The 25,847-nt window shown below is 56.8% G+C and carries 21 protein-coding genes; 5 read left to right on the top strand and 16 right to left on the bottom strand.

Going from position 1 to position 25,847, the window contains the following annotated elements; genetic code table 11:
• Positions 1-27: 27 nt before the first annotated feature.
• The 7 genes from ABD815_RS11140 to ABD815_RS11110 all read right to left on the bottom strand — a co-directional run bounded on the left by ABD815_RS11140 (position 28) and on the right by ABD815_RS11110 (position 7,578).
• Positions 28-633, bottom strand: coding sequence for a 2-dehydro-3-deoxy-6-phosphogalactonate aldolase (locus tag ABD815_RS11140; protein ID WP_344847184.1), 606 nt, complete (start codon positions 631-633; stop codon positions 28-30).
• A complete protein-coding gene (locus ABD815_RS11135; protein WP_344847183.1) occupies positions 630-1,541 on the bottom strand; it encodes a 2-dehydro-3-deoxygalactonokinase in 912 nt (303 codons plus the stop codon). Before ABD815_RS11135 ends, ABD815_RS11140 begins: the two co-directional genes overlap by 4 nt.
• Complete coding sequence (locus ABD815_RS11130; RefSeq protein ID WP_344847182.1) at positions 1,538-2,305, bottom strand: SDR family NAD(P)-dependent oxidoreductase; 768 nt, start codon at positions 2,303-2,305, stop codon at positions 1,538-1,540. The genes ABD815_RS11135 and ABD815_RS11130 overlap by 4 nt, the downstream gene beginning before the upstream one ends.
• 70 nt (positions 2,306-2,375) lie before the next feature.
• Positions 2,376-4,460, bottom strand: coding sequence for an alpha-galactosidase (locus ABD815_RS11125; RefSeq protein WP_344847181.1), 2,085 nt, complete (start codon positions 4,458-4,460; stop codon positions 2,376-2,378).
• Positions 4,457-5,305, bottom strand: a complete 849-nt coding sequence (locus ABD815_RS11120) for a carbohydrate ABC transporter permease (protein WP_344847180.1) — start codon at positions 5,303-5,305, stop codon at positions 4,457-4,459. The genes ABD815_RS11125 and ABD815_RS11120 overlap by 4 nt, the downstream gene beginning before the upstream one ends.
• 1 nt (position 5,306) lies before the next feature.
• Positions 5,307-6,221, bottom strand: coding sequence for a carbohydrate ABC transporter permease (locus ABD815_RS11115; RefSeq protein WP_344847179.1), 915 nt, complete (start codon positions 6,219-6,221; stop codon positions 5,307-5,309).
• A 100-nt stretch (positions 6,222-6,321) separates the two neighbouring features.
• Entirely contained in the window at positions 6,322-7,578 is a 1,257-nt protein-coding gene (locus ABD815_RS11110) for an ABC transporter substrate-binding protein (protein ID WP_344847178.1), read from the bottom strand.
• 153 nt (positions 7,579-7,731) lie between these two features.
• Here ABD815_RS11110 and ABD815_RS11105 point away from each other — a divergent pair, with 153 nt between their 5' ends.
• The 5 genes from ABD815_RS11105 (at position 7,732) to ABD815_RS11085 (ending at position 14,001) form a co-directional block, all read left to right on the top strand.
• Complete coding sequence (locus ABD815_RS11105; RefSeq protein ID WP_344847177.1) at positions 7,732-8,520, top strand: IclR family transcriptional regulator; 789 nt, start codon at positions 7,732-7,734, stop codon at positions 8,518-8,520.
• 10 nt (positions 8,521-8,530) lie between these two features.
• Positions 8,531-9,586 carry an ABC transporter ATP-binding protein gene (locus tag ABD815_RS11100; RefSeq protein WP_344847176.1) on the top strand — a complete coding sequence of 352 codons (1,056 nt, stop codon included), beginning with the start codon at positions 8,531-8,533 and terminating at the stop codon, positions 9,584-9,586.
• A gap of 16 nt (positions 9,587-9,602) precedes the next feature.
• The gene (glpD, locus tag ABD815_RS11095; protein ID WP_344847175.1) at positions 9,603-11,159 is read left to right on the top strand and encodes a glycerol-3-phosphate dehydrogenase; all 1,557 of its coding nucleotides are present in this window, start codon (positions 9,603-9,605) and stop codon (positions 11,157-11,159) included.
• Positions 11,160-11,170: 11 nt separating this feature from the next.
• Positions 11,171-12,667 carry a glycerol kinase GlpK gene (gene glpK, locus ABD815_RS11090; protein WP_344847174.1) on the top strand — a complete coding sequence of 499 codons (1,497 nt, stop codon included), beginning with the start codon at positions 11,171-11,173 and terminating at the stop codon, positions 12,665-12,667.
• Positions 12,668-12,912: 245 nt separating this feature from the next.
• Complete coding sequence (locus tag ABD815_RS11085) at positions 12,913-14,001, top strand: alpha-hydroxy acid oxidase (RefSeq protein ID WP_344847173.1); 1,089 nt, start codon at positions 12,913-12,915, stop codon at positions 13,999-14,001.
• Here ABD815_RS11085 and ABD815_RS11080 read toward each other — a convergent pair.
• From ABD815_RS11080 to ABD815_RS11040, 9 genes are all read right to left on the bottom strand, one after another.
• Positions 13,986-14,831 (bottom strand): energy transducer TonB, encoded by an 846-nt coding sequence (locus ABD815_RS11080; protein WP_344847172.1) that lies wholly within the window; start codon positions 14,829-14,831, stop codon positions 13,986-13,988. The two genes, ABD815_RS11085 and ABD815_RS11080, sit on opposite strands and share 16 nt — an antisense overlap.
• The gene (locus ABD815_RS11075; RefSeq protein ID WP_344847171.1) at positions 14,828-15,295 is read right to left on the bottom strand and encodes a biopolymer transporter ExbD; all 468 of its coding nucleotides are present in this window, start codon (positions 15,293-15,295) and stop codon (positions 14,828-14,830) included. The genes ABD815_RS11080 and ABD815_RS11075 overlap by 4 nt, the downstream gene beginning before the upstream one ends.
• Before the next feature lie 5 nt (positions 15,296-15,300).
• Positions 15,301-16,137: a tonB-system energizer ExbB gene (gene exbB / locus ABD815_RS11070; protein WP_344847170.1), complete on the bottom strand. Its 837-nt coding sequence runs from the start codon at positions 16,135-16,137 to the stop codon at positions 15,301-15,303.
• A 2-nt stretch (positions 16,138-16,139) separates the two neighbouring features.
• Positions 16,140-16,823, bottom strand: coding sequence for a Fe2+-dependent dioxygenase (locus ABD815_RS11065; protein WP_344847169.1), 684 nt, complete (start codon positions 16,821-16,823; stop codon positions 16,140-16,142).
• 59 nt (positions 16,824-16,882) lie between these two features.
• Entirely contained in the window at positions 16,883-19,375 is a 2,493-nt protein-coding gene (locus ABD815_RS11060) for a TonB-dependent receptor (RefSeq protein ID WP_344847168.1), read from the bottom strand.
• Between the two features lie 1,134 nt (positions 19,376-20,509).
• Complete coding sequence (locus ABD815_RS11055; protein WP_344848619.1) at positions 20,510-21,073, bottom strand: recombinase family protein; 564 nt, start codon at positions 21,071-21,073, stop codon at positions 20,510-20,512.
• 488 nt (positions 21,074-21,561) lie between these two features.
• The gene (locus ABD815_RS11050; RefSeq protein WP_344847167.1) at positions 21,562-22,347 is read right to left on the bottom strand and encodes a DUF2971 domain-containing protein; all 786 of its coding nucleotides are present in this window, start codon (positions 22,345-22,347) and stop codon (positions 21,562-21,564) included.
• A gap of 25 nt (positions 22,348-22,372) precedes the next feature.
• Positions 22,373-24,580 carry a KAP family P-loop NTPase fold protein gene (locus tag ABD815_RS11045; RefSeq protein WP_344847166.1) on the bottom strand — a complete coding sequence of 736 codons (2,208 nt, stop codon included), beginning with the start codon at positions 24,578-24,580 and terminating at the stop codon, positions 22,373-22,375.
• A 381-nt stretch (positions 24,581-24,961) separates the two neighbouring features.
• Positions 24,962-25,675, bottom strand: coding sequence for a hypothetical protein (locus ABD815_RS11040; RefSeq protein WP_344847165.1), 714 nt, complete (start codon positions 25,673-25,675; stop codon positions 24,962-24,964).
• Between the last annotated feature and the right edge of the window lie 172 nt (positions 25,676-25,847).

Raw genomic sequence — 25,847 nt, 5'->3', positions numbered from 1 at the left:
TGGGGAAAATCTGGGGCTGTCGGCCCTTCACCCCATGGCCGCATCATAGGCGGCAACGATAGCGTCCGCATTCTTGCGAACCTCGGATACGTCCATGCCGGGTTTGTACAGGGCCGACCCGATACCAAAACCCGCGATTCCGGCATTTGCCCATTGCGCAAAATTGGCCGGCCCTGCCCCGCCCACCGCGTAGGATTTCGCCGTGGCGGGTAGGACTGCCGATATCGCTTTGAACCCGTCGATGCCGATCAACGACCCCGGAAAGAATTTCAGCCCATCTGCGCCTGCGTCCAATGCGGAGAAGCATTCAGTGGGGGTCATGACTCCGGGAAAGCTGAGGAGGGTTGCGGCCTTGGTGGCGCGAATGACCTCCGGGTTGCAGTTTGGCGACACAATGAGGCGGCCCCCAACGCCTGCGACGTCGTCCACATCTTTGACGCTCAACACTGTGCCCGCACCGATCAGGGCCACGTCCCCAAAGGCGCGCGCGAGGAGTCCAATGCTCTCCAACGGATCCGGCGAATTGAGGGGGACTTCAATGCGGTCAATGCCCGCCTCGATCAGGGTTGCGCCAATCGTCTCTGCCTCTGGCGGTGTAATTCCACGCAAAATTGCGATGATGTTGCGGCTCATATCTGGTCCTCTAGGCTATGCTGGGCGGCGCTCAACCCTGCGAGCACACTGTCTTCGCCCGACGCAATGTCGGCTGTCACGCCTTGTGTGGCCAACGCGCGGGCATAAAGTTTCACGATCTGGGAGGCCCCGATCAGGGCCACGTTTTGATTTTGCCAATAGGCGCGCGCGCCGGCAAGTTCGCACCCCACCATCAGCCCCGACAAACGGCCCATAGCTTCATCACCACTGAGGTCGCCAATCAAGGTTCCAGCGCGCAGACCGAATAGATCGGCGTTAAAATCTTCGGGCCTGCGGATCATGTCGCTGACAGCCGTTTCAAAAGCATCGACGTCAACATCGGACCCGACCGAGAACCTCAGAATGGAACTCTTTGACAGGAGCGCAAACAGCTCACCCGTCATAAAGGTGCGGAAATGCTCGATTTTTCCGTCACTGATCTGGGCCCATTTCGAATGCGTCCCCGGCAAACAGATCACACCGGAGAAATCGGGGTTCTTGGCCAGATAGCCCAATATCTGGGTTTCTTCTCCGCGCATGACATCTGCCGGCGCGTCCTGTTTGATCCCGGGCAAGATGGATACAGACAGGCGTGGATCTTTGGTCGCCACGCGAACGGCGTGGCGAAGACCCGGCGGGCCACAGGGCACCGAGGTATAGGGCGCCTCTGCCCAACCCTGACGCGACCCTGCCATGCCGCAGATCACTACGGGTGTTTTATGCGGTCCCAAAAACGGGGAAATCAGAGACAGGAGCACGGGCTCGAAATCCTTCGGGGCGATGCTCCCCATTCCTTGGTCTGCATCGAGGCGTTCGACAATGGCGGTGCCCCGCATCACCCAAACCCGCAGGTTTGAGGTGCCCCAATCGACGGCAATCCAATCATTTTCGGGGCACGGGTTTGTCATCCCGTCACCACCACGCCGCCATCTGCGGCGATCAATTGACCTGTGATGGCACGGCTGGCGTCAGAGGCCAGAAACAAAACCGGCCCCACCATATCGCACGGCTCAAGGGGCGTTTTTACGCATTGGCGGCTCAATTGTTCGTCCAATGCCTCCGGCGTGACCCAAAGTTCCTTTTGCTTCTCTGTCATGACCCACCCCGGTGCGAGCGCATTCACACGCACGCCGTGGGGTCCAAATTCGCGCGCAAGCGATCGCGTCATTCCCGTGATCCCTGCATTGGCGGTGGTGTAGATCGGATACCCCGCATTCCCCATCATGTAGCTTACCGACGACATGTTGATGATCACGCCCCCACCGGCGGCCTGCATCGCGGGCAGGACAGTCTGACAGGCAAAGAAATATGCCTTGAGGTTGATCGCGATGGACCAGTCCCAAAAGGCTTCGTCAACCTCATCGGTGGCATGGCGTTTGTCGTTGGCGGCGTTGTTGATCAGAACGGTAATAGGCCCGTGGGCCGATGCGGTCTGATCCATCGCGGCCTTCAACGCTGCGGTGTCGGTGATGTCGCATTTGATGAACAACGGTCGGTTGCCGGTTTCGGCCGCCATCCTGTCGACAAAGGCGGATGCATCGGATTGGCCCACAAAGGCGACTTTGGCCCCTTGGCGTAAAAACCCTTCGCTCAACGCCGCGCCAATGCCGGAACCGCCGCCTGTGATGAACACCGACGCGCCTTCGAGATCGGGGAAAACCGGTGCGCTCATGAATGGCATCCCCCCGCAAGGCGTGTGCGAGCCCGCGTCGTTTGATCCCCTGCGATGTGGCGCGACCCGTTCATCGTCTGGTGCCCTCGATAACCCACATGGTTTCAGGGAAGCTCCATGGCAGCGTAATTCCGTGCGCCATCAGGTATTGGCCGCTGACCTCTATCGCCTGCGTTTTCAGCGCGGAGTGACCGCGCGAGAGGGCTTTGCGGGTTACCTCGTCCTTGTTGGCGAGGTCCACGCGATACATTGCATCCGCAACCAACCCGCTGAGCCGCAGAGGTCGGGGTGAAATCTGTGAAGATGTGTCGGCTTTGCCGGCAAAGACCACAAAGCGGTCCTCATTCACATGCTGTTCCGCCAGTACCGCCGGGTCGGCCGCATCGAGGCGCAGAATGTCGGCCTGTCGCATCCAGTCGCGGTTGTCTTTCCACCACCGCGTCACCCGACGCAGCACGTCGGCCTCCTCGTCGGTCAATTCGCGCGGGTCCATTTCGAAACCCATGTGCCGCTGAGCGGCGACCCATGCGCGAAAGCGGATGTCCAGAATACGGCCGGAGGTGTGGCATACGCGCGGACCGACGTGGCTGCCGGTCACACATTGGGGCAAAAACAACGCGGCGTTGTGTTGGATTTTCAACCGCTCCAAGGCGTCATTGCTGTCTGACAACCAGACCCGCTGCGTGCGCTCCATAATGCCAAAATCAATCCGCGCGCCGCCCGACGCGCAGGTTTCGATTTCGACCGACGGAAAGGCGGTGCGAAGCCGGTCGAGCAGCGCATATGTGCCGCGCGTTTGCTCCGCATCCGGTGCGGGGAGGACACGATTGTGGTCCCATTTGATATAGTCGATGTCGTGATCACCAAGCACTTTTGCGATCACCTCGAACAGGTAATCGCGCACCGGCTCGAGCGCCATGTTGAGCACCATCTGATTGCGGCCCAGAATCTGCTCGCTATCGCCCAGAACCCATTCGGGGTGCGCGCGATATGTATCGCTATCGGGATTGATCATTTCGGGTTCGAACCAGATCCCGAAAGTCATACCAAGCCCGTGGACATGATCGATCAGCGGTGTCAGCCCATCGGGGTATTTGCGCGCATCAATGGTCCAATCGGCCAAGGACGTGGTGTCGTCGTCCCGTTTACCGAACCAACCATCATCAAGCACGAAACGCTCCGCGCCGAGATCGGCGGCATGCGTGGCGATTTCTTTCAACTCCGGCAGATTGTGATCGAAATAGATCGCTTCCCAACAGTTGTAGTGCACGGGGCGCGGGCGATCCGGGTGGGGCCACGTGACAATCCGGTCACGCAGGTGGCGTTGAAAAGAAACCGCGCATCCGTTCAGCCCGTGACCGGAATAGGTCGCATAAAGAGGCGCCGTTTTGAAATATGTGATCGGGGCCAGCTCGGTATCCGTCGCATTGCCGAACTGGATCTGGCGGCGACCGTCAGGCAATTCCTCGGCCACCATTTTGTGCCCCCCGGACCATCCGTAGTGGAACGCGTAGGCCTCGCCTTGGGTGTTGGTTGCACCACGGCACGGTACGATGAGGCCGGGGAAATGTTCGTGTCCCGTGCGACCCGACCGGTTGTCGCGGTAACGCGCGCCGGCGGACCACGGCGTGCGGTTCATCTGAAACTCGCCACACCAACGACCCGAAAAATCAATCATGTCGTCCGACAATTGCGGCGCGGGCAGAACGGGTGCCGCCAGCCACTGCAGGATCAGAGGGCGGGCGCTTTCCACTTCGGCCCAAGTCGTCATCATGTGGGTCTGTGTGTCGATCGAGAAATGCGCGCGATATGTGAGCGCGTGATCCGGGTCGGTGAAGGTCAGGCTGATCGCATCTTTTGCAACCTCGGCGGTGCTGAACGTGAGGCTTGGCAAGATCACCTGCCCCGCGCCATCACGCACAACCATCCCCGGCTGGCCCTGAAAGCTGCGCGCCGACGTCGGACAAATCGAAAGCGCGGGATGCGTATCGAGCATGCCACCGGCAACGTCGGGGTCATGAACCGCAAACAGCGTGTCGAGGTTTTCACCATCTCCCAGACGCGGCCCCCAATAAATGGCCTGCGCCAACCGGTTGTCGCGCACGCCCAAGACAAGCGTTTGCCTGTCGTCATCCAAACGCCAGCACTGGGTCATTTCACGGCGCCGAGTGTCAGACCTGCGATGAAGTGGCGCTGCATCAGGAAGAACATCAGAACCGGTGGCAGTGCGGCAACGATCGAACCGGCAGACAGCATGTGATAGGCCACACCGAATTGCGCATTAAAGCTGGTGATGCCTGCCGTAACAGGCTGGGCCTGCGGACCTTGGGTCAGGACGACCGCCCAGAAATAGTCATTCCAGATGAAGGTGAAAACCAGCACCGAGAGGGCCGCAATGGCAGGTTTCATCAATGGCAGGACGATGTGCCAGAAAATCTGGAACTCTGTGATGCCTTCCACGCGCGCAGCTTCGATCAATTCGAATGGCAGAGCACGAATGAAGTTACGCATGAAGAGCGTGCAAAATCCGGTCTGGAACGCGATGTGGAACAGAACGAGGCCGAGTTTCGTGTTGTAGAGACCCGCGTTGATGGTGAGATCGCGCACGGGGATCATCAGGATTTGGAAGGGGACAAAATTGCCAGCGATAAACAGGAAAAACACAAAGAGGTTCAATCGGAATTTATAGATGCCCAACGCGAACCCCGTCATGCACGACAAGGCCACCGCGCCAATGACCGTCGGGATGGTGATCATGAAGGAGTTCAGGATGTAGCGCGGCATCGGGCTATCCATGAACACACGCCCATAGTTTTCAAAACCCGCGAACCGGGATGGCCACGACCAATAATCGCCGCCGGTGAAGTCCGAGCTGGGTTTGATGGAAAACATCGCAACGGCGAGCAAGGGGAGCAGCCACGCAATGACCGCGACGGGCAAGAGCGACTGATAGCCGATCTGCCACGTGCGGGAGGTTCTTTCCAGGGGGGTCGGGAACATCTTAGCGCCCTTTCTCGTCTTGATACATCGACCATAGGAAGTAGGCGATGAAGAACAGCATGATCACGAACAGGACGACCGCGATGGCCGCGCCGTAGCCCATGCGGAAGCCGTATTCCGATAGTGCTTTTTCGAACATGTAAAAGCTGAGAACACGGGTCGATCCAAACGGGCCGCCGTTGGTCATGATGGAGATCAGGTCGAACGAGCGCAGCGCGCCGATGATCGTGACCACAAAGGCAATGAAGGTTGCGGGTTTGAGTTGGGGCACGATGATGTACCACAGCATGCGACGCCCCTTTGCGCCGTCCAGACGTGCGGCTTCGATTTGTTCGGGGTCAACCGCATTCAGGCCCGTCAGATACAGGATCATGCAATAGGCCGTCTGCGGCCACAGGCCCGCGGCGATAATGCCGTAGGTGGCCAATGCCGGATCTCCGAGCACGTTGATTTGCCCCAACCCGACCGCGCCCAGAATGCCGTTCAGCAGGCCGAATTTCGGATCGTAAAACCATGTGAACACGAGGCCGACGACGACCTGTGAAATCACGAAAGGAAAGAAGAACAGGGATTTGTAGATACGGATGCCACGCACCGTCTGGTTGAGGAACAGGGCGATGAACAGGCCTGCAGGTATCGCAAGAAGATAGAGCAGCAACCATTTGACATTGTTTATCAAAGAGACGGTGAACGCGCGGTCGTTGACCAGCTTTTCGTAGTTCTCTGTCCCCACATAGGTCGCTTCGCCAAGGCCGTCCCATTTGTAGAACGACAGGCTGATGCTCTCGATGATCGGATAGACAACGTATGTGGAGAAAAACAGGATACCGGGCAACAGGAACAGCCACGGCGTGACGGTCTGCCGATTGCGATGAAACCACCCGTAGTGTCGCGCGTTTGCTGATGTGTCAGCCATGTTTCGATCCTCTGGCCCCAAGTGAAAAGACCCGCCACGCAGGCATTTTCAGCTAGGAAAGGTAGCGGGGCGACAGTCGCCGCCCCGCAATTTTTTTAGATTACTGGGCGATGTCCTGACGGACCGCCTCGAGACGCTCGAGAATGTCATCGAGGTTGTCTGGATACACCATGAACTCCTGCAGACCTTCCATGCCTGCGGACGCCATTTCTGCGGAGAAGTCCCGATCAAAGAACTGCGCCACGCCGCCCGGAGAGTCGTTGGACAGCATTGCAAAACCGGCTTCGAGGAATTTGTCGTCATCCACGGAGGACGCCGCATTCACGGGAAGCTGACCCAGCGCGTCACCCGCGTTGATCATGGTCTGGTTCTCGGCCGACACAACAAAGCGCAGGAACTCGCGTGCCGCTTCTTTGTTTTTCGCGTTCGAAGGGATGTGGAACGTGTCGGTTGGCGCGTCTTCCGCCATAGCAACACCTTCGGTGATCGCAGGGAACTGGTAGAAACCGAGTTGGTCATCGGAAAGACCACCGTCACGGAAATGCGGCACCGAGAAGTTGCCCATGAGGTAGGCCGTTGCTTCGCCATTGATCATGAACGGCAACGCTTCCTGCCAGCTGTAGGTCTGGTGGTCTTCGATGAAGCCGCCCATGTCGATCAACTTGCGCCAGTTTGCGAAGGTCGCGCGGACACGGTCGTCGGTCCACTCCACTTCGCCACGCGCCAGAGCCATGTGGAAATCATAGCCGTTGGTGCGCATGTTCATGTAGTCAAACCAACCACCTGCGGTCCAAAGGAATTTGGATCCGATTGTGTAGCAGGCACGACCCGAAGCGACGATCTTTTCACAGTTCGCAAGCTCTTCGTCGAAGGTTGTTGGAACCGTCAGGCCCAGCTCTTCAAAGATGTCTTGGCGATAGTAGATGCCCCACTGGTAGTAGGTATAGGGCACGCCCCACTGCTTGCCGTCGATGGTCATTGCACCTTTGGTCGATGCAAGGTTGGCAAAATCGGGCTCGGCCCAAAGGTCGGACACATCCTCAAACAGGCCCGCATTTACATAGGGGCCCATACGGTTGGCTGCGTACCAGTTGGCAACATCCGGCGCGTCAGCGGTCAGAAAGTTACGGATCTGCGTTTTGTAAGCTTCGCGATCAATCACTGTCAGCTCGATGTCCAGATCGGGATGCATGGCGCCAAATCGTTCGACCATTCCCTCCATGACAGCGCGAGGCGCAGGGTTGGACATGTCGGAGAATATCCGCAACTCGCCCGACAGCCCTTCGGCAAAAGCAGCGCCGCTCAGCATTGTTGTGGCGGCCATTCCGGCCAGCATCAGTTTTTTCATGGAACGCATAGTTTCCTCCCTATTTATGCTTCCCTGCATCCCACTCCACGCCCTAAACGGGGTTTCAAATAATGGAACTGCGTTTCTAATATTGAAAACATAACGCGAGTGGGTATAGTCTTGTCAACAGTTTCCTCGATGCAACGGGGAGGAGGGGATGCAATGGAAAGCAAAATGGATGGCACTGTGGGCAAAGCGCTCAACGTCCTCGAAGAGGTCGCGAGCTTTGGTCGCCCCGTTCGCTTTAGTGATCTCCTGAGCACCAGCGCCTATCCCAAAGCGACCCTCTATCGGCTGCTTCAAACGCTCACCAATCAGCGTATCCTGTCGCACGACGCCGACAGCGGCATGTATACATTGGGCATCCGCCTCGTCAGTTTGGCGCATGACGCATGGCGCACCAGTTCGCTGGCCCCAATTGCGCGGCCCTATCTGGATGATCTTTCTGCGAAAACGGGTGAGACGGTCCATCTGGCGCAGTTGGACCACGCGCAGGTCATTTACGTGGACAAGCGCAATGCGTCGCAACCACTTGCCATGTTTTCCGAGGCCGGCAAAGTCGGCCCCGCCTATTGCACCGGCGTTGGCAAAGCCATGTTGGCATACCTGCCCGATGATCAATTGGCCGAGGTTCTCGCGCAGCAATCCTGGCACCGGTTCACGAATGCGACGATGAACAACGAAACTGCGTTGAGAGATGAACTCGCCGCCATTCGTGCGCGCGGATTTGCCTATGACCGTGAAGAACACGAAATCGGAATCATCTGCGTCGCCGTCCCGATTCGCAGCGAGCGGGGGCGCATATTGGGTGCGATTTCGATCACCTCGTCGACGCTTCGCACCTCTCTCGACAGCTTGGAAGAATTCGTGCCGCTTCTGCGCGGCACAGCCGAAAAAATTGCGGCGCAGGTTCAGAACTGGCGCTTTCCCGACACAAACACCACCGCCTGAGGAGGTATCTATGACCGGCGTAACGTTAAACAACGTGACCAAGAAATACGGCGACATCCAGGTGATCCACGGCATTGACCTTGAGATCGAAGACGGCGAATTCTGCGTCTTTGTTGGACCATCCGGATGCGGCAAATCAACGTTGCTGCGGATGGTGGCTGGCCTTGAGGAAACGACGAAAGGCCAGATCAACATCGGCAAAAGAGACGTCACACGCATGGACCCTGCAGAACGCGGTGTGTCGATGGTGTTTCAGACCTACGCCCTTTATCCGCATATGACGGTCAAGGAAAACATGGGGTTCGGGCTCAAAATGAACGGCCATCCAAAGGCCGAAATCGAGGCCAAGGTCGCAGAAGCCAGCCGCATCCTGAAACTGGATGACTACCTCAAACGCAAACCGGCGGCCCTTTCGGGTGGCCAACGCCAACGTGTTTCCATCGGACGCGCGATCGTGCGCGGGCCGGAGGTGTTTTTGTTCGACGAACCCCTGTCAAACCTTGATGCTGAGTTGCGAGTCGAGATGCGCGTTGAAATTGCGCGTCTTCACAAAGAGATCGGCGCGACAATGATCTATGTGACGCACGATCAGGTGGAGGCGATGACCCTTGCCGACAAGATTGTCGTCCTGCGCGCAGGCCGCATTGAACAGGTCGGCGCGCCGCTCGATCTGTATCGCGACCCCGACAATAAATTCGTCGCAGGTTTTATCGGGTCGCCCTCGATGAATTTCCTTACGGGGATCGTGGACAAAGGTGCCGTTCGCATCGATGCCCTTGAGCGCACAATCGATGTGGACATCGCCCTGCCTGCCGATGGCACCACCGTTTCGGTTGGGATCCGGCCCGAACAATGCACCCTCACACGCCAGGGGCGGTTGACCGTTGATCTGTCAGAAGCTCTTGGCGGCGTCAGTTATACCCATATCGTCGTGCCCAGCGGCGAAAAAATCATCGTCGAAGAACGCGGGATCGATCGCATGAGAGAAGGTGACGCGGTCACGCTCGGTTTCGATGCGGGCGACGTCATGCTATTTGATGCCGCGTCGGGCACACGCCTGCGCTGAGAAAGACGGGACAACTATGAAACATGAATTGGTCGATCTATTCGTGATCGGCGGCGGCATCAACGGCTGCGGGATTGCCCGCGACGCGGCGGGGCGCGGACTAACCGTGACCCTCGCCGAACGTGGTGATCTGGCGCAAGCGACCTCCTCTGCCTCTACCAAGCTCTTTCATGGCGGGCTGCGGTATCTGGAATACTTCGAGGTGCGTCTGGTTCGCGAAGCCCTGATTGAACGCGAAACGCTGTTGCGCGCCATGCCCCATATCAGTTGGCCCATGCGGTTCGTGTTGCCGGTCCACAAGTATATGCGTTTTGACGGGGCAACCCCGACGTCGCGCCTGCTCGGGTTGGTCATGCCATGGATGAAGGGGCGCAGGCCGGATTGGCTGATCCGGATGGGGCTGTTTTTGTACGACCATCTGGGGGGGCGCAAAATTTTGCCCGCCACGCGCACGCTCGATCTGAGCACGTCTGACGAAGGTGCGCCGCTGAACCCGAAGTTCAAAAAGGCCTATGAATACTCGGATTGCTGGGTTGAGGACTCTCGCCTCGTGGTGCTGAATGCGCGTGATGCTCAGGCGCGTGGCGCCCGGATCATGACCCGCACAGAGGTCACACAGGCGCACCGTCACGCCGACCATTGGGTGGTGACAATTCGCGACATCAACACAGGCGAAACACACGACGTGCATGCACGCATGTTGGTCAATGCGGGCGGCCCGTGGGTCGGGCAGAACATCCGCGAGGTCATGGGCGTCAACTCGACCCAGACCGTGCGTTTGGTCCGTGGCAGCCATATCGTTGTGCCAAAACTATATGAGCACGATAAATGCTACTTCTTCCAAGGGACGGACGGGCGCATCATTTTCGCCATCCCCTACGAACAGGATTTCACGCTCATCGGCACAACGGATCAGGACCATGCCGATCCGGATGTCGCGCCGGTCTGCACCGAAGCGGAGCAGGATTACCTGTGTCACTTTGCATCGCAGTATTTTTCAACGCCCCTCACCCGCGATCAGATTGTCTGGACCTATTCAGGCGTTCGACCACTTTTTGACGACGGCGCGGATAGTGCGTCCGCAGCAACGCGCGACTACACGCTGACGGTGAACACAGACGGCGGCGCACCGGTTTTGAATGTGTTCGGTGGAAAGATCACCACCTACCGACGATTGGCCGAAAGCGCGCTGGCCAAAATCGCGGATCATCTGCCGGTGACGGTCAAGGACTGGACCGCCGGCGTGCCGCTGCCGGGCGGAGATTTTCCGGTGGACGGGGTCGACGGCCTGATTGCGAAACTCAAACGTGACCACCCTGCCCTCGGCAACCGCTGGGCCCGTCGCATGATCCGCGCCTATGGCCGCGATGCATGGACGATTTTGAACGTCGATGATTGGGGCCCCGACTTTGGTGCGACCCTCACTGGCGCAGAGGTCGCGTGGCTCATGGACAATGAATACGCGCTGACGGCGGACGACATCATTTGGCGGCGAAGCAAACTCGGACTGCGTCTGAGCTCTGAACAGGTCGGCATTCTGGACGCTTGGATGCAGGCACGCGCGGCATCGTAGAAAGGCATCACATGGGATATATTCTGGCAATTGACCAAGGCACAACATCCTCACGCGCGGTGGTTTTCGACGAAGATATGACTGTCGTCACCATCGCACAGGAAGAGTTCCCCCAGCATTTTCCAAAACCCGGTTGGGTCGAACACCGTCCCGACGACCTATGGACCACAACGTTGACGACCTGCCGTGAGGCCCTGAAACGTGCGGGGATTTCGGCATCCGATATCAACGCGATCGGGATCACCAACCAACGCGAAACGACCCTGATCTGGGACCGCACGACGGGCGAGCCGATCCACAATGCGATCGTCTGGCAGGACAGGCGAACCGCCGACCTCTGCCACAAACTCAAATCGGACGGGCACGAAGACCTCGTGCGCTCGCGAACCGGCCTGCTGCTGGATCCGTATTTTTCGGCGACCAAGGTCAAATGGCTTCTCGACAATGTCCCCGACGCACGTGCGCGTGCGCAGGCGGGCGAGTTGTTGTTTGGCACTGTGGATAGTTATCTGATCTGGAAGCTGACCGGAGGTGCGCGTCACGTGACCGACGCCACGAATGCGGCGCGCACAATGCTCTATGACATTCACGCGAGGGACTGGAGCGCAGATATTTGCGCGGTTCTCGACATCCCGCAGAACATGCTGCCCGAGGTATTGGATTGCGCCGCCGACTTTGGCGAGACGCAGAGTGATCTGTTGGGTGCACGGGTCCCCATCCGCGGCGTTGCCGGCGACCAACAGGCAGCGACCATAGGACAGGCCTGTTTCGAGACCGGCATGCTCAAGGCCACCTATGGCACAGGGTGTTTTGCACTTTTGAACACCGGGGATACGCCCGTTGCATCGGAGCACGGCTTGCTCACGACGATCGCCTACCAGTTGGATGGCAAAGTGACCTATGCGTTGGAGGGGTCGATTTTTGTGGCGGGCGCGGCCGTGCAGTGGCTGCGTGACGGGCTGAAAATCATTCCCGACGCCGCCGCGACGCAGGAAATGGCCGAACAGTCGGATGCCGATCAACCCATTATTCTGGTGCCTGCCTTCACCGGTTTGGGGGCCCCCTATTGGGAACCAGAGGCGCTTGGCGCGATCTATGGATTGACCCGCAATAGTGGCCCCGAAGACTTCGCACGCGCCGCTTTGGAGAGCGTCGGCTATCAGACCCGCGACCTGTTGGAAGCCATGTACAAAGACATGGGAGAGCACCCCGAAAAGGCCATGCTGCGCGTGGACGGCGGGCTGAGCGCGTCGCAATGGGCGATGCAATTCGTCTCTGACATCACCGATGCGCCAATTGATCGGCCAAAGTCCCTCGAGACGACCGCACTTGGGGCGGCGTGGCTCGCGGGGAGTGCCGTTGGCATGTACCCCGACCAGACGGGTGCAGCGGCTGCGTGGCGAAGAGACAGACAGTTCTCGCCCTCCATGACACCTCAAACACGCGACCGTAAATACGCGGCATGGAAAGCTGCGATTGCCGCGACATTGACGCATGCCAAGAGCTAACTTTTCGAGGCCCCTACTCCGCAGTTTGTGTTAGATGAAACGCCGCGCGCAGATGCCGGAGCTATCGAACGGGAGTTTTCCCGACTGCCTTTACTGCCGGCCATAGCGGAGACCGGTTTCAGGCCGACTGCGGCTTTGCCCCATCATTCGAATGCGCTAAGAATGCTCAGCCGAATTGATATAAGCCAGCACCAATGATTGCCGAGGTCGTTTCGGCATTTGCACACAGTCAATTGGATTGAACCTTGCCTGAACAAATTCAGCTCCCGCGCACGTTGAATGAATATTACGACCGCGCTCGCGAGAGCATGAGCCCACAGAACCGCGCCTATTTTCTGGCTGGTGCGGGCGATGGTAGGACGATGTCGGCGAATGAGTCAGCTTTTGATCATGTGTCGATTACGCCGCGGATGCTGCGCGATCTAGGCGGCGGCTCCACAGAGACACATCTTTTGGGGCAAAGACTCGCATCGCCTTTCCTCATCGCGCCCTTCGCCTATCACCGATTGCTGGACGCCGCAGGCGAGGTTGCAACCGCCACCGGGTCACAGGCACAATCGATCAAGATGATCCTGAGCGCGCAAAGCAGCGTCGACATCAACACAGTGCGCTCTGCCGGAGACGACTGTGATTGGTTCCAACTCTATTGGATGGGCAGCAGGCAGACCACGATCGAACTCGCTCAAATGGCCGTGGCTGCAGGTTTTGGAACGCTCGTCCTGACCGTTGATGCGCCGGTGCAGGGCGTGCGCGACCGGGAAATAGAGGCCGGGTTCGAATTGCCCCATGACGTGAGCGCGGTCAATCTGGCGCGGTTTTCGCGGCCCCGTTTTGCCCCGCTCGAAGGGACCCAATCCATCGTCTTCGACCGCATAGCGCACACCCTGCCCACGTGGGATGATGTCGCGTGGTTGATCGCGCAGGTGCAGGTGCCTGTTTTGCTAAAAGGCATCCTGCATCCAGATGACGCCGCCCGCGCACAATCCATCGGGGCGGCGGGGGTAGTCGTGTCCAACCACGGGGGCCGCGTATTGGATCGCGCGCCTGCCACGCTCGACGTGCTACCGGCGATTGTCGAAAAGGTTGGGCCGGACTATCCCGTGCTGATGGATGGTGGCATCCGGCGCGGTGTCGACATCTTTGTCGCGCTCGCGATGGGGGCCAAGGCTGTCTTGATCGGCCGTCCTATCGTGTGCGGTCTCGCGGTCGCGGGCGATCTGGGCGTCAGCCACGTGCTGCGGCTGCTGCGTGACGAATTCGAAGTAGCCATGCTCCTGAGTGGGTGCGCGACGATCGACGACATCCGCCGCGATATGGTTCACCTGAAACTGTAGCGCAGCGGGATGATCAACGTGAACTGGTCGCCGTTGAGGTAATTGGGCGGCGTCGGCATTTTCTCCAGCTTTTCCACCGTCTGCACCGCCGCACGATCGAGGATTTCCGATCCGGAGGATTGTGCCACCTCGGTCGACAACAGAGCGCCATAGCGATCGAGTGTGAACTTGATCTGCACCTCCCCTTCTATCCCGTCGCTGCGCGCTTTTGCCGGATAGGTTTTGGCGCCGCTGATCAACAGAACAATGCTCTTTTGCCAGTCGCGGATTTCTTCGGTCTGCTCGGCAGTCAATCCTTCGCTGTCGGCTTTGGCGGTGTCGGCCACGGTCTCTGCCTCAACGCCAGCAAAGGACTGCTCGGAGGCTATGCGGTCTTCCGCCCCGACCTGACTTTCCACATCAACCTGATCGGGGTCCTGCTCTGTCGCGATTTCTTCGGCAACCTCCTCCGTCTCCGCCTCCGGTTCCGGTGCGGCCACGCCGAACTTCAGACTATCGTCATCAACTTCATAGGGGATTTGACTGAGCATAGGCTGATCGGCGGCCTTCGCAGCCTCGAGGACCTCGGGGCTCTCGGTCACTGTTGGCGCCTCTTGGGCTTCGTCCTGGGCGATGGAGTCTTCTGCAAAAGCCGAGGGGGCCGCGATGAAATCCGACAGATCAAACATCATCGCGCCCGTAATGCCCTCGGGCTGTGGGTCAACAGGCTCCACGTTGGAGACATGGCCGAGAATGAGAGCAGGCACACCGGCATGAACGGCACCGCTCAAAACAATCGCGGCGCACCAGAAGAGCGGCATCACGCGGCGGGATGTGTAGGTCAGGCTCATTGGTCGTTGACCGCATTTGTCAGGGCGCCATCTCCACCCTCTGCCCCGCTCTCGTCGAGGCCGACCAGACCGACCTTGAGAAACCCATCGGCGCGCAGGATGTTCATGACCCGTATGAATTCGCCATAGGGCACCGATTTGTCCGCGCGGATGTAAATGCGCGTGTCGCGTCGTTGCATTGTGGCGATGCCGACTTCGAGATTGAGCCTTTCGTGCGTGGTCCCGATTTCGCCCACCGACAGGTCGAGACTATCGGTGATCGTGATGAACACCGGATCGCTCGACCGTTCTGGCGGGGCCGCGACGGCCACCGGCAACTCCACGGGAATGTCGACGGTCGACAGAGGTGCCGCGATCATGAAAATGATCAGCAGGACCAACATCACATCGATGAAGGGGGTGACGTTGATCTCGCTGTTTTCGCTGAGATCGCCATCGTCATCACCGCGAAGCCGCGCACCCACGTCGCCTACTCCGCTGCCGAGGCGGGAACGGTTTCCAGCCTGAATTCAGAATGTGCTGCCCCGTCATTCTGCGTGGACAGGTCCAGATCGCGCGACAGGGTCCGTTCGACCAGCGCACCGGCATCCGCCAACATCACTTTGTAGCCACCCAGAGCGCGCGCGAGAATGTTGTAGAAAATCACGGCGGGAATGGCGGCGACGAGGCCAATGGCCGTGGCCAACAAAGCTTCGGCGATGCCGGGGGCGACAATTGCCAAGTTGGTCGTGTTGCTTTCCGAGATGGAGATAAAGCTGTTCATGATGCCCCAAACGGTGCCGAACAATCCCACGAAGGGTGCCGTTGACCCAACGTTTGCCAAAACACCGGCGCCAAAGCCCATGCGTCTGGCGGCGCCGGCCTCGATGCGGGCAATCTCGGACCCCACACGCTCTTTAATGCCCGCCTTTGCCTCGGCCCCTTGGCCGGAGGCAGCGCGTTCACGAAGAGCAGCGCGCACCATCTGTCCCACGACGCCCTTTTTCTTCTCGAAGCGCGCACTGACAGCGTGGAGCGAACCAGCCCGATCCAGATCCCGATAGCGCCTGCGCAGGGACCCTCGTTCCCACCTCAGGATCAGAATCCGCGCCGCGAAGATGACCCAGACTGCGACCGAGGCGGTCAGCAGCGAGAGCATCACGCTTTTGACGACCCAGTCCGCCGCCATGAACATGCCAAGCGGCGACATCTCGTCATGTTCGGCCTGCTCGAAAAGCGTTGTGATCGTTTCCAGATCAAGAGCGCCAGCAGGCGCGACTGCCGCGACACTCGCGAGGGCGGCAACGAAAATTGGTGCGAACTTCATAGTTAGATCTCGGCCCATGTGCGGATAAGGTTGTGGTAGATGCCGGTTAGACGAACCGTTTCTGGATCGTTGGCACCGATGGAGCTACTCAGCGACTGAATGGATTGGTCCAGATCGAACAGGATCGTGCGGTGCGCATCAGACCTGATCATGCTTTGCAGCCAGAAAAAGGAAGACACCCGAGCGCCACTGGTCACGGGGGTGACCTCATGAAGGCTCGTCGCCGGATAGAGGATCATGTCCCCCGCCGGCAACTTCACCGTTTGCATTCCGTAGTGATCTTCGACCAAAAGCTCACCGCCCTCGTAGTCTTCGGGCTCGCTCAGGAACAGGGTCATCGACAGGTCGGTGCGCAGCCGTTCCTGCGTCAGCGGATTGACCCGAAAGGCATTATCTATGTGGCGGCCAAAGGTTTCCGCATGTTCGTATTTGTTGAACATGGGCGGCAGTATGCGCGCAGGCAGGGCCGCCGAAAGAAACAGCGGGTCGGCCGTCAGTTTTTGCAGAATGAATTTGCCCAGCGTTTGGGCGGTGTCCGATGTCGGTGGCAACTGTTGGTTGCGTTTGACCTCACGGGATTGGGGACCGGCGGTTGTTGATCCGTCCTCCCAGTCAGCAGCATCAAGATGCGCGCGCACTTGTTTGACGTCATCTTTGCTCAGGATAGAGGGAATCGTAATTAACATGGAACACCTTCGGTAGTGTGCGAGCAGCCGCTAAGCTGCTCGCGTTTTTCAGGGATGAGTTAGAACTTCATTTCCAGGGAGAGCGAAACTTCGCGACCGGGAGCGACATAGGTAAACGGCGTCCCCGAGCGATAAGCCGCGTCATAGACGATCGTGTCTGCGACGTTAGTCACGCCCATTTTCAGCACGGCGTTATCGGCGACTTCGTATTCACCCAAGACATCAAAGGTCAGTGAGTCCGGAATGGAACGCCCGTTCGCGGCCACGCTGCCCAGATCAATCGCGCCTTGATAGTTGACGCGACCGCCCACCATCAGTTTGTCCGTCAACTGATATGTGGCCAGAATGTTCAACTGCTCGTGGGCAACGTTTGCCACGGACAGACCAACATTGTCGCCGTCCACACTTTCGAGAATTTCACTGCTCATGAAGTTGGCGCCACCAAACAGGCTCAGACGTTCGTTGACCTTACCTGCGACACCGAGTTCGATACCTTGGATACGGTATTTCAACGTATCAGAGGCGACGGTCGCACCACGGGGGCCGGAGTCTTCGCGGGCATTATCCTTTGTGGTCTGATAGAGCGCCGCGGTGAGCAGAAGATCGGGCGAGAAGCTATATTTCGCACCGATTTCAAGCGACGTGTTCTTTTCCGGCGCGAGGCCAGAACCATTGGTGTCGAGGCCGCCGTAGAAACCACCGCCCGCTTCCAGTTCCTGACCGGCAGGGTTGGTCGAGGTTGCCGCAGCAGCATAGACGTTCAGACGATCATTGAGCGCATAGGTGGCACCCAGATTCCAGTTCACCATGACGTCATCGCGAGACAGGGCATAGGCATCTTCACCCGAGCCACCGGTACGTTCGATGTCATACATATCCACACGCACGCCGCCGTTGACTGTCAACTGCTCGGACAGGGTGATCGTGTCCAGCGCATAGATCGATGTCGTTTTAACGGTGGTGTTTGTGGCATCCGTGCCGAGCTCTGGCTGCTCGCCCCCCCAACATCCTTCGCCAATCGGATCTGGATCGATCGCATCAACGGTACAGCCACGCTGCCCTTCGGGTGGCAGATAGTCTTCACTGCTCAGGTTCGAGTAGCTCAGCTTTTTGATATCCTCACGCGATGCGGCAAAGCCGAGTACGTAGGAGTGTTTCACACCGCCAAGCTGCGCGTCGCCACTCAACTCCAGCACGTTGGCGAGAACATCGGTTTCCTGATTCCAGCTCTTAAAGCTAAGCCCGACCTGCCAATCTTCGGGGTTGGCGGAGTCGTTGTCGATCAGGCGGCTCGGAGCCGTCAGCACATAGTCGTTGGTCGAATGTGACGCGCGGAATGTGTTGGTGAGGACCATGCCGTTGGCAAATTCATAGGTCGCCTTGGCTGTGCCAACTGTTTCTTCAACGACTTGGAAATCACGCCCGGGCACCCCGTAGAATGTATCGCGGTCGATGCCGAATTCCGTGACGGGGCCAACCAAACCCAAATCTTCGTTGTTCACATAGGGAACGCCCCAATCGGGTGTCTGCTCGATCTTGGTGAAGCTCAGGTTCCCTTCGAGGGTCAGCGCGCCGTTCGCCTTGTATTTCACGGCCAGAGCGGCACCTTTGCGGTCATCCGTGAGGACATCGCGACCCGCAACTTCACCATCCTGGATCAACCCGTTGAACCGCAGTTGGAGGCGGTCATTGATGACTTTGTTGGTGTCGATTGTCTGACGCACGGTGGACGCGTCGGTCACTGTGGTCACGGTGCGGGTGAAATCGATATCCTGTGGGCTCTTGGAGATGATATCGATCGCCCCACCTGTGGTACCGCGCCCACCGACAGTCCCTGCAGGACCTTTTGCCACTTCAACCTGTTCGGTGTTGAAGGTTTCGGCGACGCCGGTACCGGGGCTGCGGATGCCATCTGTGTAGGTGTCGTTGTTCGCTTTGAAACCGCGGATATAGATGTTGTCGCCAAAGGAGTTCCCGCCTTCGCCGAAGCCGAGCGAAATCCCCGGAGTCGAGCGGGCCAGTTCACGCACGCTGGTGGTTCCTGTGGTTTCCAGAACCTCTTGGGTAATGGCCGTGACGGTACGCGGATTGTCTTTTAGCGGGCCGGGCATGCGGCTGTTTGCCAGCGTGTTGGCCTTGAACGGGGAGTTCTGGTCGACATAGCTGCTGCCGCCCGCCCCTGCTTTAGCTTCAGCGAGGGCCTGTGCTTCGGCGCGCAGCAGAGCTTCGCGTTCCGCTGCTTCCTGCTCGGCGCACACGGGCGTCCCTGCCAATGCGGGCGTACAGACTGTGGGTGCGGCTGCGCGTGGTTGTGACGCTCTCACGGGTGTCGACTGCGGGCGCGCAGGTGCGGTTTCCGCTGCGGGTTGGGCAACAGGCTCAGCCGTGGTTTCCACCTCGACGGTCGGAAGGATTATCGGCCCTGATTCTTGGGCGGTTCCAGGGGTTGCCATACACGCCATGGCCAAAGACGCGCCAAAGCCGCCGGCGAGCAGGGTTGAGTTTTTACGAAGTTTTTCTGGGTGAATCCGGATTTCAGGTGGTCGACGCATAGGTCCCTCGTTTGGAGTTTTTGGTTTTGCACTGGCCACTCCGGGGGAGCTTCGCTTGTTTGACGGATCACCGATTAACCCGACTAATTTAGTAAGTAAAGATGGATTGCTGACAAAAGTAGTCGGATTAAGCGAATGGGGACTTTTGGACCGCCTGCAACTGTCAGGTTGAGACCCACCGATCGTCCAAATAACCAAGTGCTCTGGGCATCTGCGCGAGAAGCCGGACTACGGATCAATCTGATCGTGAGTCTCAGAATGTCTCACATGATTTTAGGGGATTAATGACGTGAATTCATAATCATAGGGGAAAACCGGGGGTGTCCGTCGACCCATTCCGGCCCCTAAGCAGCCCGCCCGAAACGGAGCAGGAATCCGCCGTGGCATGCCTAACACCCCACAGATCGGTTTGACGGGCCGTCCGGTCAAACGGAACTGATGCACCCCAATAGCCAAGGGTTCATCGGATGCTGTTAGATCGTACGCTTTGGTGAAATGGTGCCCCCACACTGCCTTACTAGGGCAGCCGGAAAGTCTATAAGCTATTGCTTTTCAGAGATATTAACCGACGTCATCGCCCCTCTGTGTCCCATACTTGGTCTGTTTTGTGTCCCACGAACGAGGTAACAAGACAAGGCCGAAGAATTGCATAAGCACGAACTTTTCGCATCACCCTTTCCCGCCCATATTCCGCATTCCCCGTTCGTTGCATTGCTTCAAATGCAAGTTGCTCATGCTTCCTCACCCACCGAAACCAGATAAACGAGTAGAAGCTTATGGTGACCAGCATAATGAAAAGGACAGCTGCCCCGAAAAGAGTCAGGTCCGGTCGCGGGGTCCGCTCAAAGAACACCGAAGCGACCATCAAACCCTGAAGCACAATGGCAATCAACAAGTAGGCCCCAAAGGCCCCGCTGAACTCAGCCTGCAGGTCCACCAAGAGGGACCACCTACCTGCATAGAATTCACGTGGTGTGGCCGAGCGGTGCCTCAAAATGATGAGGGCAATACGTTCAACCGGCTTGCGAAATCGGAAGCGCTAGCATCCAAAATGGGTGCGCTGAACTTAAACTGAAAAATACTGATACAGGCCGGTTCACACACCCGCGCGCATGTTTTGAAGCTGCCTGGACATCACCCTGCATTTGCAACTTCGAGTATGCGATACACACTTGCCCGCCCGATACCCAAACGCTTGGCAATCTCCGTGGCCCCTACACCCTCTTCATGAAGCCCTAGAACCTCATTTGCTTTCGCCTTCGCGGTGGGCTTGCGGCCCTTATACTTTCCAGCCGCCTTGGCCTTGGCGATACCCTCGCGCTGGCGCTCAAGCATGATCTCGCGTTCGAACTGAGCGACACTCCCGAGAATGTTCAGCATCAGGCGGCCATTTGGGGTTCCCGTGTCGATGGACATATCGAGGATGCGAAGGGATGCGCCCTTGGCCTCTATCTCCTCCAACAACTCCACGAGGTGGGCCACAGAGCGCGCCAGACGGTCCAGCTTGGTCACCACTAGGGTATCACCCTCGCGGATGTATTCGAGGGCCTCAGCGAGCCTCTCACGGGCCTTTACATCCACCGATGAGACTTGCTCCACAAAAACCTTCTCACACCCAGCTTTGCCAAGGTCACGCTCCTGCGCTTCCAGCCCTGCGGTTTGGTCCAATGTGGAAGTCCGAGCGTATCCCACAATCATCGTCATTACTCCTCAAGTGTCTCAATAAAGTCTAAGAGGATGTAAGCCGAGTGTCTCAAAATGTCAATAGGTACTCTGTGAGACAGCTCGGGAGGGTGTCGTGAGACGTCTCACTAGAGCAAGGGCTATTGGGAAGTCGGCGTGTAGTGAAAGGGTAAAGAGCGGGGCGCTTCGCGCTACGCTTGGGGCTCAGGCACAGCTGCACCTTACGTGCACGAAAAGTCTAAGCGTGAGGCGCAATGTAGGAGAGTTGCCCCCGGGCATGGGGGGAATAGCGCAGCGCCGTTTATGATCTTTAGCTCTCAGATTTTTGCGCAGAAATGTTTGGAGGGTGCGCGCTCGGCTTTTTTTTGGACACGTTAGTACGACATTGATCAATGCTCTGCGTAGAATTGGACAGAGTCCGGACATTCGCCGCAGGTGCAAAGTCGTGGACAACACTAGTATATTTTGACGTTGAAGGCGGCTTTATCATCGCTCGAGCGATTTTAAAGAAACTCAGAAAACCTACGGACCTTTCCGTCAACGGGGTAAGAAGTTATTCGAAAATCACCCGATGTTGCCGCCACACGCTTCACACTAAAAGCCTTTCTGCTCTTCTGAACCGCGATTGCCTTAGCTTCCAATTCGGACGAGGCCCGCGCGCCAAGAATAACTCCTGCAATCTGGTCTGGGTCAATTTTTTCGAAGATCGCATTGGCTCCTGCTGGTCCCTGAGAAATCACGCGGTATTCTTCCTCATACGCCCATTCGGCTGATTTTGTCCCCAGAACAGGGCCAAGCATGTCGGACAGTGAGCCTGCGAACCATCGCAACTCAGGAACCTGATCTGAATAATTCACGTCGCCACTAGCGTACTGGTTCGGTAGCTCTGACAAGGCATCAACAACACTCGGCTTGTAACAGATGACAAAACCCGAATGAGACGCACCATAGTGCGCCCACATTAGATGACTATCCCATTTACGCGCTAAGCTTAAAACAAAGGATTGCCCCATGAGCTGTATACGTGGCCAGAATTTCGTGTTAAATCCACTCGCTTTTCCCGAAAAGCTCGACCAAGCGTTTTCGATTTCATCTGCGGATCGAAGGGGGTCGTATTTTGCGTGCCACTGATCGAACACGCCACGGCTAGGCTTTACTGAGGTAAACTTAAACTCGAACGGATCATTGCAATGTGCTGCAGAGGCAAACTTGACTGATCCATCGACCACAGCCTTGTCGAAAACGTCGAGCAGAACCTCTTCCGTACCGCCCATGAATTTGTAGAACATGAAATCTCTCCAAATACACCTTCTGCTACGGAGCAGTACTTCTGGCCGCTGCCTTGTCTAGCCAAGATGTTGCCCCGTCAATAAATGCAGCTAGGCGCTCTGCATCTTCACCATCAAATACCGAAGCCTGAGCAACATTTTGAGCAACAGGGAGCAGCGCTTCCAGATCATAAATACCCTCATCAGGCGCCTTCTTGATGCTAAAACTCGTTCCATGGGAGCTTAGGGTTTCCGTAAGTAGAGAAGTTGCCGCTCCCAACAAGAAACCAGCGTCTTTTTGCGCGGACTGCACGACCCAAATTTTGCACCGATCTTCGCCAAAAAAATACGCGTATGCTCGGATGGCAGCCCATGTTTTTGGGTACCTTAGGTATTTCCCAGAAGCTAAATCCTCTTCAAACAATGGCTTGAGTGCATCCCGAAACTCTTCCCAATCCTGCATTGAGATTGGACTGTCCATCCGCTCTTCAGACACGCCTATTTCGCCGAGAAGCCTGCCATAGTCGTTAAAGGTTTCGACCCCGTATGCAACGTTGCGTTTAGTGATCAACGCTGCGCTCAAGGCCTTCGCGGCGTCGCCGTGTGAATAGGTTCTTAGGATGTCCGCGATGAGTAGGTAGAGCTCATCTGATGGCCCTAGCATAAAAAACCCACGTTTTGCCTTCATGCGACTGACAGCTTCTCCAATCGAAAACAGTGCGTTCAACAACTCTTGTGTAGGTTTCACTGCGTTGGGTTCGGTCATTCGGTACTTGATTTCTTTAAACACTTCGCCAATCAAAGGTTGGTCTATAGAATCCTTATTCAGCAACCATTCGTCAAATAGAGCATATAGCGCAGCTTCATCATTTAAGTTGTCCAAAGCCTTCTGGATTGCAGAAAAGGGAATGGTATCTTCCGACAACCCGAAGGCCATATATGTTTGAAATACATTGACGTGGCCTATCCCTCTGCGCCTGAGAACTTGATAGTGTGGCTCACCTATTGAGTGCTCTTGACCAGTGATTAGTTTTGCTCGGGCCGGGAACAAGTATGCCAACAATGGTATGACTGACTTGTACGAGTGAGCTTCTATCAACTTAGCCAGCACTTCAACTTGCTCGCTCTTTTCACCGTCAGTCCCAAGGACAAAACTGCCCTCAGAAAACAAGAAGTCACGATTGGCTTTGACCCAGTCGAAAATCTTCGGTTCAAATAGCCTAAGTCCTTCCATCGCAATTATATCAGCCGGATCAACTTCATTCTCAAGCGCTGGCCAAGTGAATTTCAGAGCATTGGTGTAACGGTTGATGTCTCTTGGCGTCTTCACCCACCGTCTGACCCCATGGGAAACAATTTTATACCAACGATCAGAATCCTCGACTTGATCGGCGATGAACCCAATATTTTTGTCGAGCAAAGACAAAAGCGCCGATGAAGACGGCTGAGGAAGCGTCAATTCTTGCTGAATAATTTTTTCTGCGAATGTAGGTTCAAGCGGATCTACTGCTTTTCCCTCCTCAAGTGCAGCCCAGACATGCTTTCTGTCGTAGGATAGCACGTAAGTTACATACGGAAGCTTTCCGACACTCTTGACCATCTGCATCATCGAACGGATTTCATCAGACGACAAACGGTCGAGGTCGTCGATGATAACTACAATTCGGCGTTGTTCCTTGTTCAGACGTTCAACAAGCTGCGCATAAGTAGATTGTAAGGAGGGCGTAGACAGCCATCGATCAAGCGATGCGTCCAAGCTCCGCTTTCCCATATTCGTAGCAGCGCCCGAAAGTAGGCCCGCAGTTGGATCAACAGTTAGTCCAACAGCCGCCACCAAACCTGCCAAACTGTCAGTGTTTCCTTTGGCAAACCTCCCAAAAGAGGTTTGAAATTTTTTGGCTTTGGACTTATCGTCTGGAAGGTGTTCGGCCAACACTTGAAAAAATGCTGAAATAAGATCAGTTCGTCCGGAAAAAAGCCAAGGCTCAAAGTCAACCACGGTTACTGGTACGCTTTGATCTTTGAGTTCTTGGTTGTGCTTGCGCATGTATGCCTTGGTGAAGTTTAGAGCCGTAGTTTTTCCACTTCCCCAGGGACCGCAAAGACCAATAACAAATCCGTCGCGTGACGAAATGTTCAAAATTGTTTGGCTCAACCGCCTTGCAAATCCAGAAAACCCAAGCACATCATCGCGCCATGGATTTAATTTTGGCACATCATTCGACAAAGTCGACGTACTATTTTCGTTTTTCAATTGGCTGCCCCTTTGCAATCTGATGGGTGCAAAAAAATTTTCTCAAACGGTTCGCTTCATTCCGATCTCATACCATTGGTCTGTCGCCCCGCTAACTGCGAGCCCTGTGCTAATCAGCTATCGGTTCTCTCCCGACAACTTATTCGAGTGCTAAGCTGAATAGTGTCCGTCACCTTAATTGCGGCAAGTCGACGCCAACTGCAACGGAAACCGGTTGCAGTGTGTCCACTGATCGTATGTCGCGCACGGTTTGAAGGTCTGAAATGCAGCATAGGGCCGAAAGGGGCTCGGTCTTGAAACCATGCACGACAGGTTGCCAAGGCCCACGCAAATCAATCTTCGCGATGGCCTGGCAACCTGCAATCCACTCAATGGGGCCGATTAGAAGTCATCTTCGCCTGCCAAGCAGAACGCGTGTTCATTGCTGGCGATGGGACCAATTTCCTCATCCCACTCGTCGTATTCGCTCTCGCTTAGGCCATGCAAGTGATCGACCACAAACGTGGTTTTAGGCTCCCCAAGAGCTTGTCGGAGCGCTTCTGCGAGGATTTCAACATCCCGACTACGGGTCGTTCTGATTGCGTCCTGAAACCCCTTTGCCAGCTCCTCGATTTCCAATTGTCTTTGTGCATCTGAGGGCGGCTCCCAATCATTGCTTTGGGGCCAGTTACGCGCTTCATGCCATGCACCGGGAAGCCGTTCACCGGCCTTGATGAATTCGTTTCGTTTGTTTCGCATGTTCAAAACTGTCCTTTCCGAGATTCCAGCTGCGCGGGCAATGGTAGGCTTCGTCGCCTCATCCTTTAGATCGCGTGCGACAATGCTCCATGCAGCATCAAGTTTTTCTGTGGGTGTTAGGGCGAGTTTGTCTTTGCTGTTCACGGCAAGCGCCTTCAGAGCTGCGGCAACTTCAGAACCTTCAAAGATGTACACTGGGATGTTGAGGTAACGCTCTTCGCGGCGTTGGTTAAAGCACATCTCATAGGCTGAGAGGCGGTGCCGCCCGTCCATCAGCTCATAGGTGCCTTTAGCATTGCCATTGCCATCAATTTCCCGCCAAACCCAGATCGGGTCTAGGCGCTTGTTGGCGCGCAATGTTCGGGCGAGCGTCTGAACGTGGCTAGAGGATATTTGGCCCGCTCGATGCTCAAACAGGCCTTCGTCACTAATGAGGTTGGGGCGTAGAAAGACGCGTTTTGGTCTTGGCATGACAATTTCCTTTCATGCTTGAGTTTCGGGTGAAGGAGAAAGACCACTTTCCTCGCAA

Source organism: Celeribacter arenosi, from assembly GCF_039539485.1.
Lineage (GTDB): Bacteria > Pseudomonadota > Alphaproteobacteria > Rhodobacterales > Rhodobacteraceae > Celeribacter > Celeribacter arenosi.
This window is presented reverse-complemented; position numbering and strand designations above follow the sequence as displayed.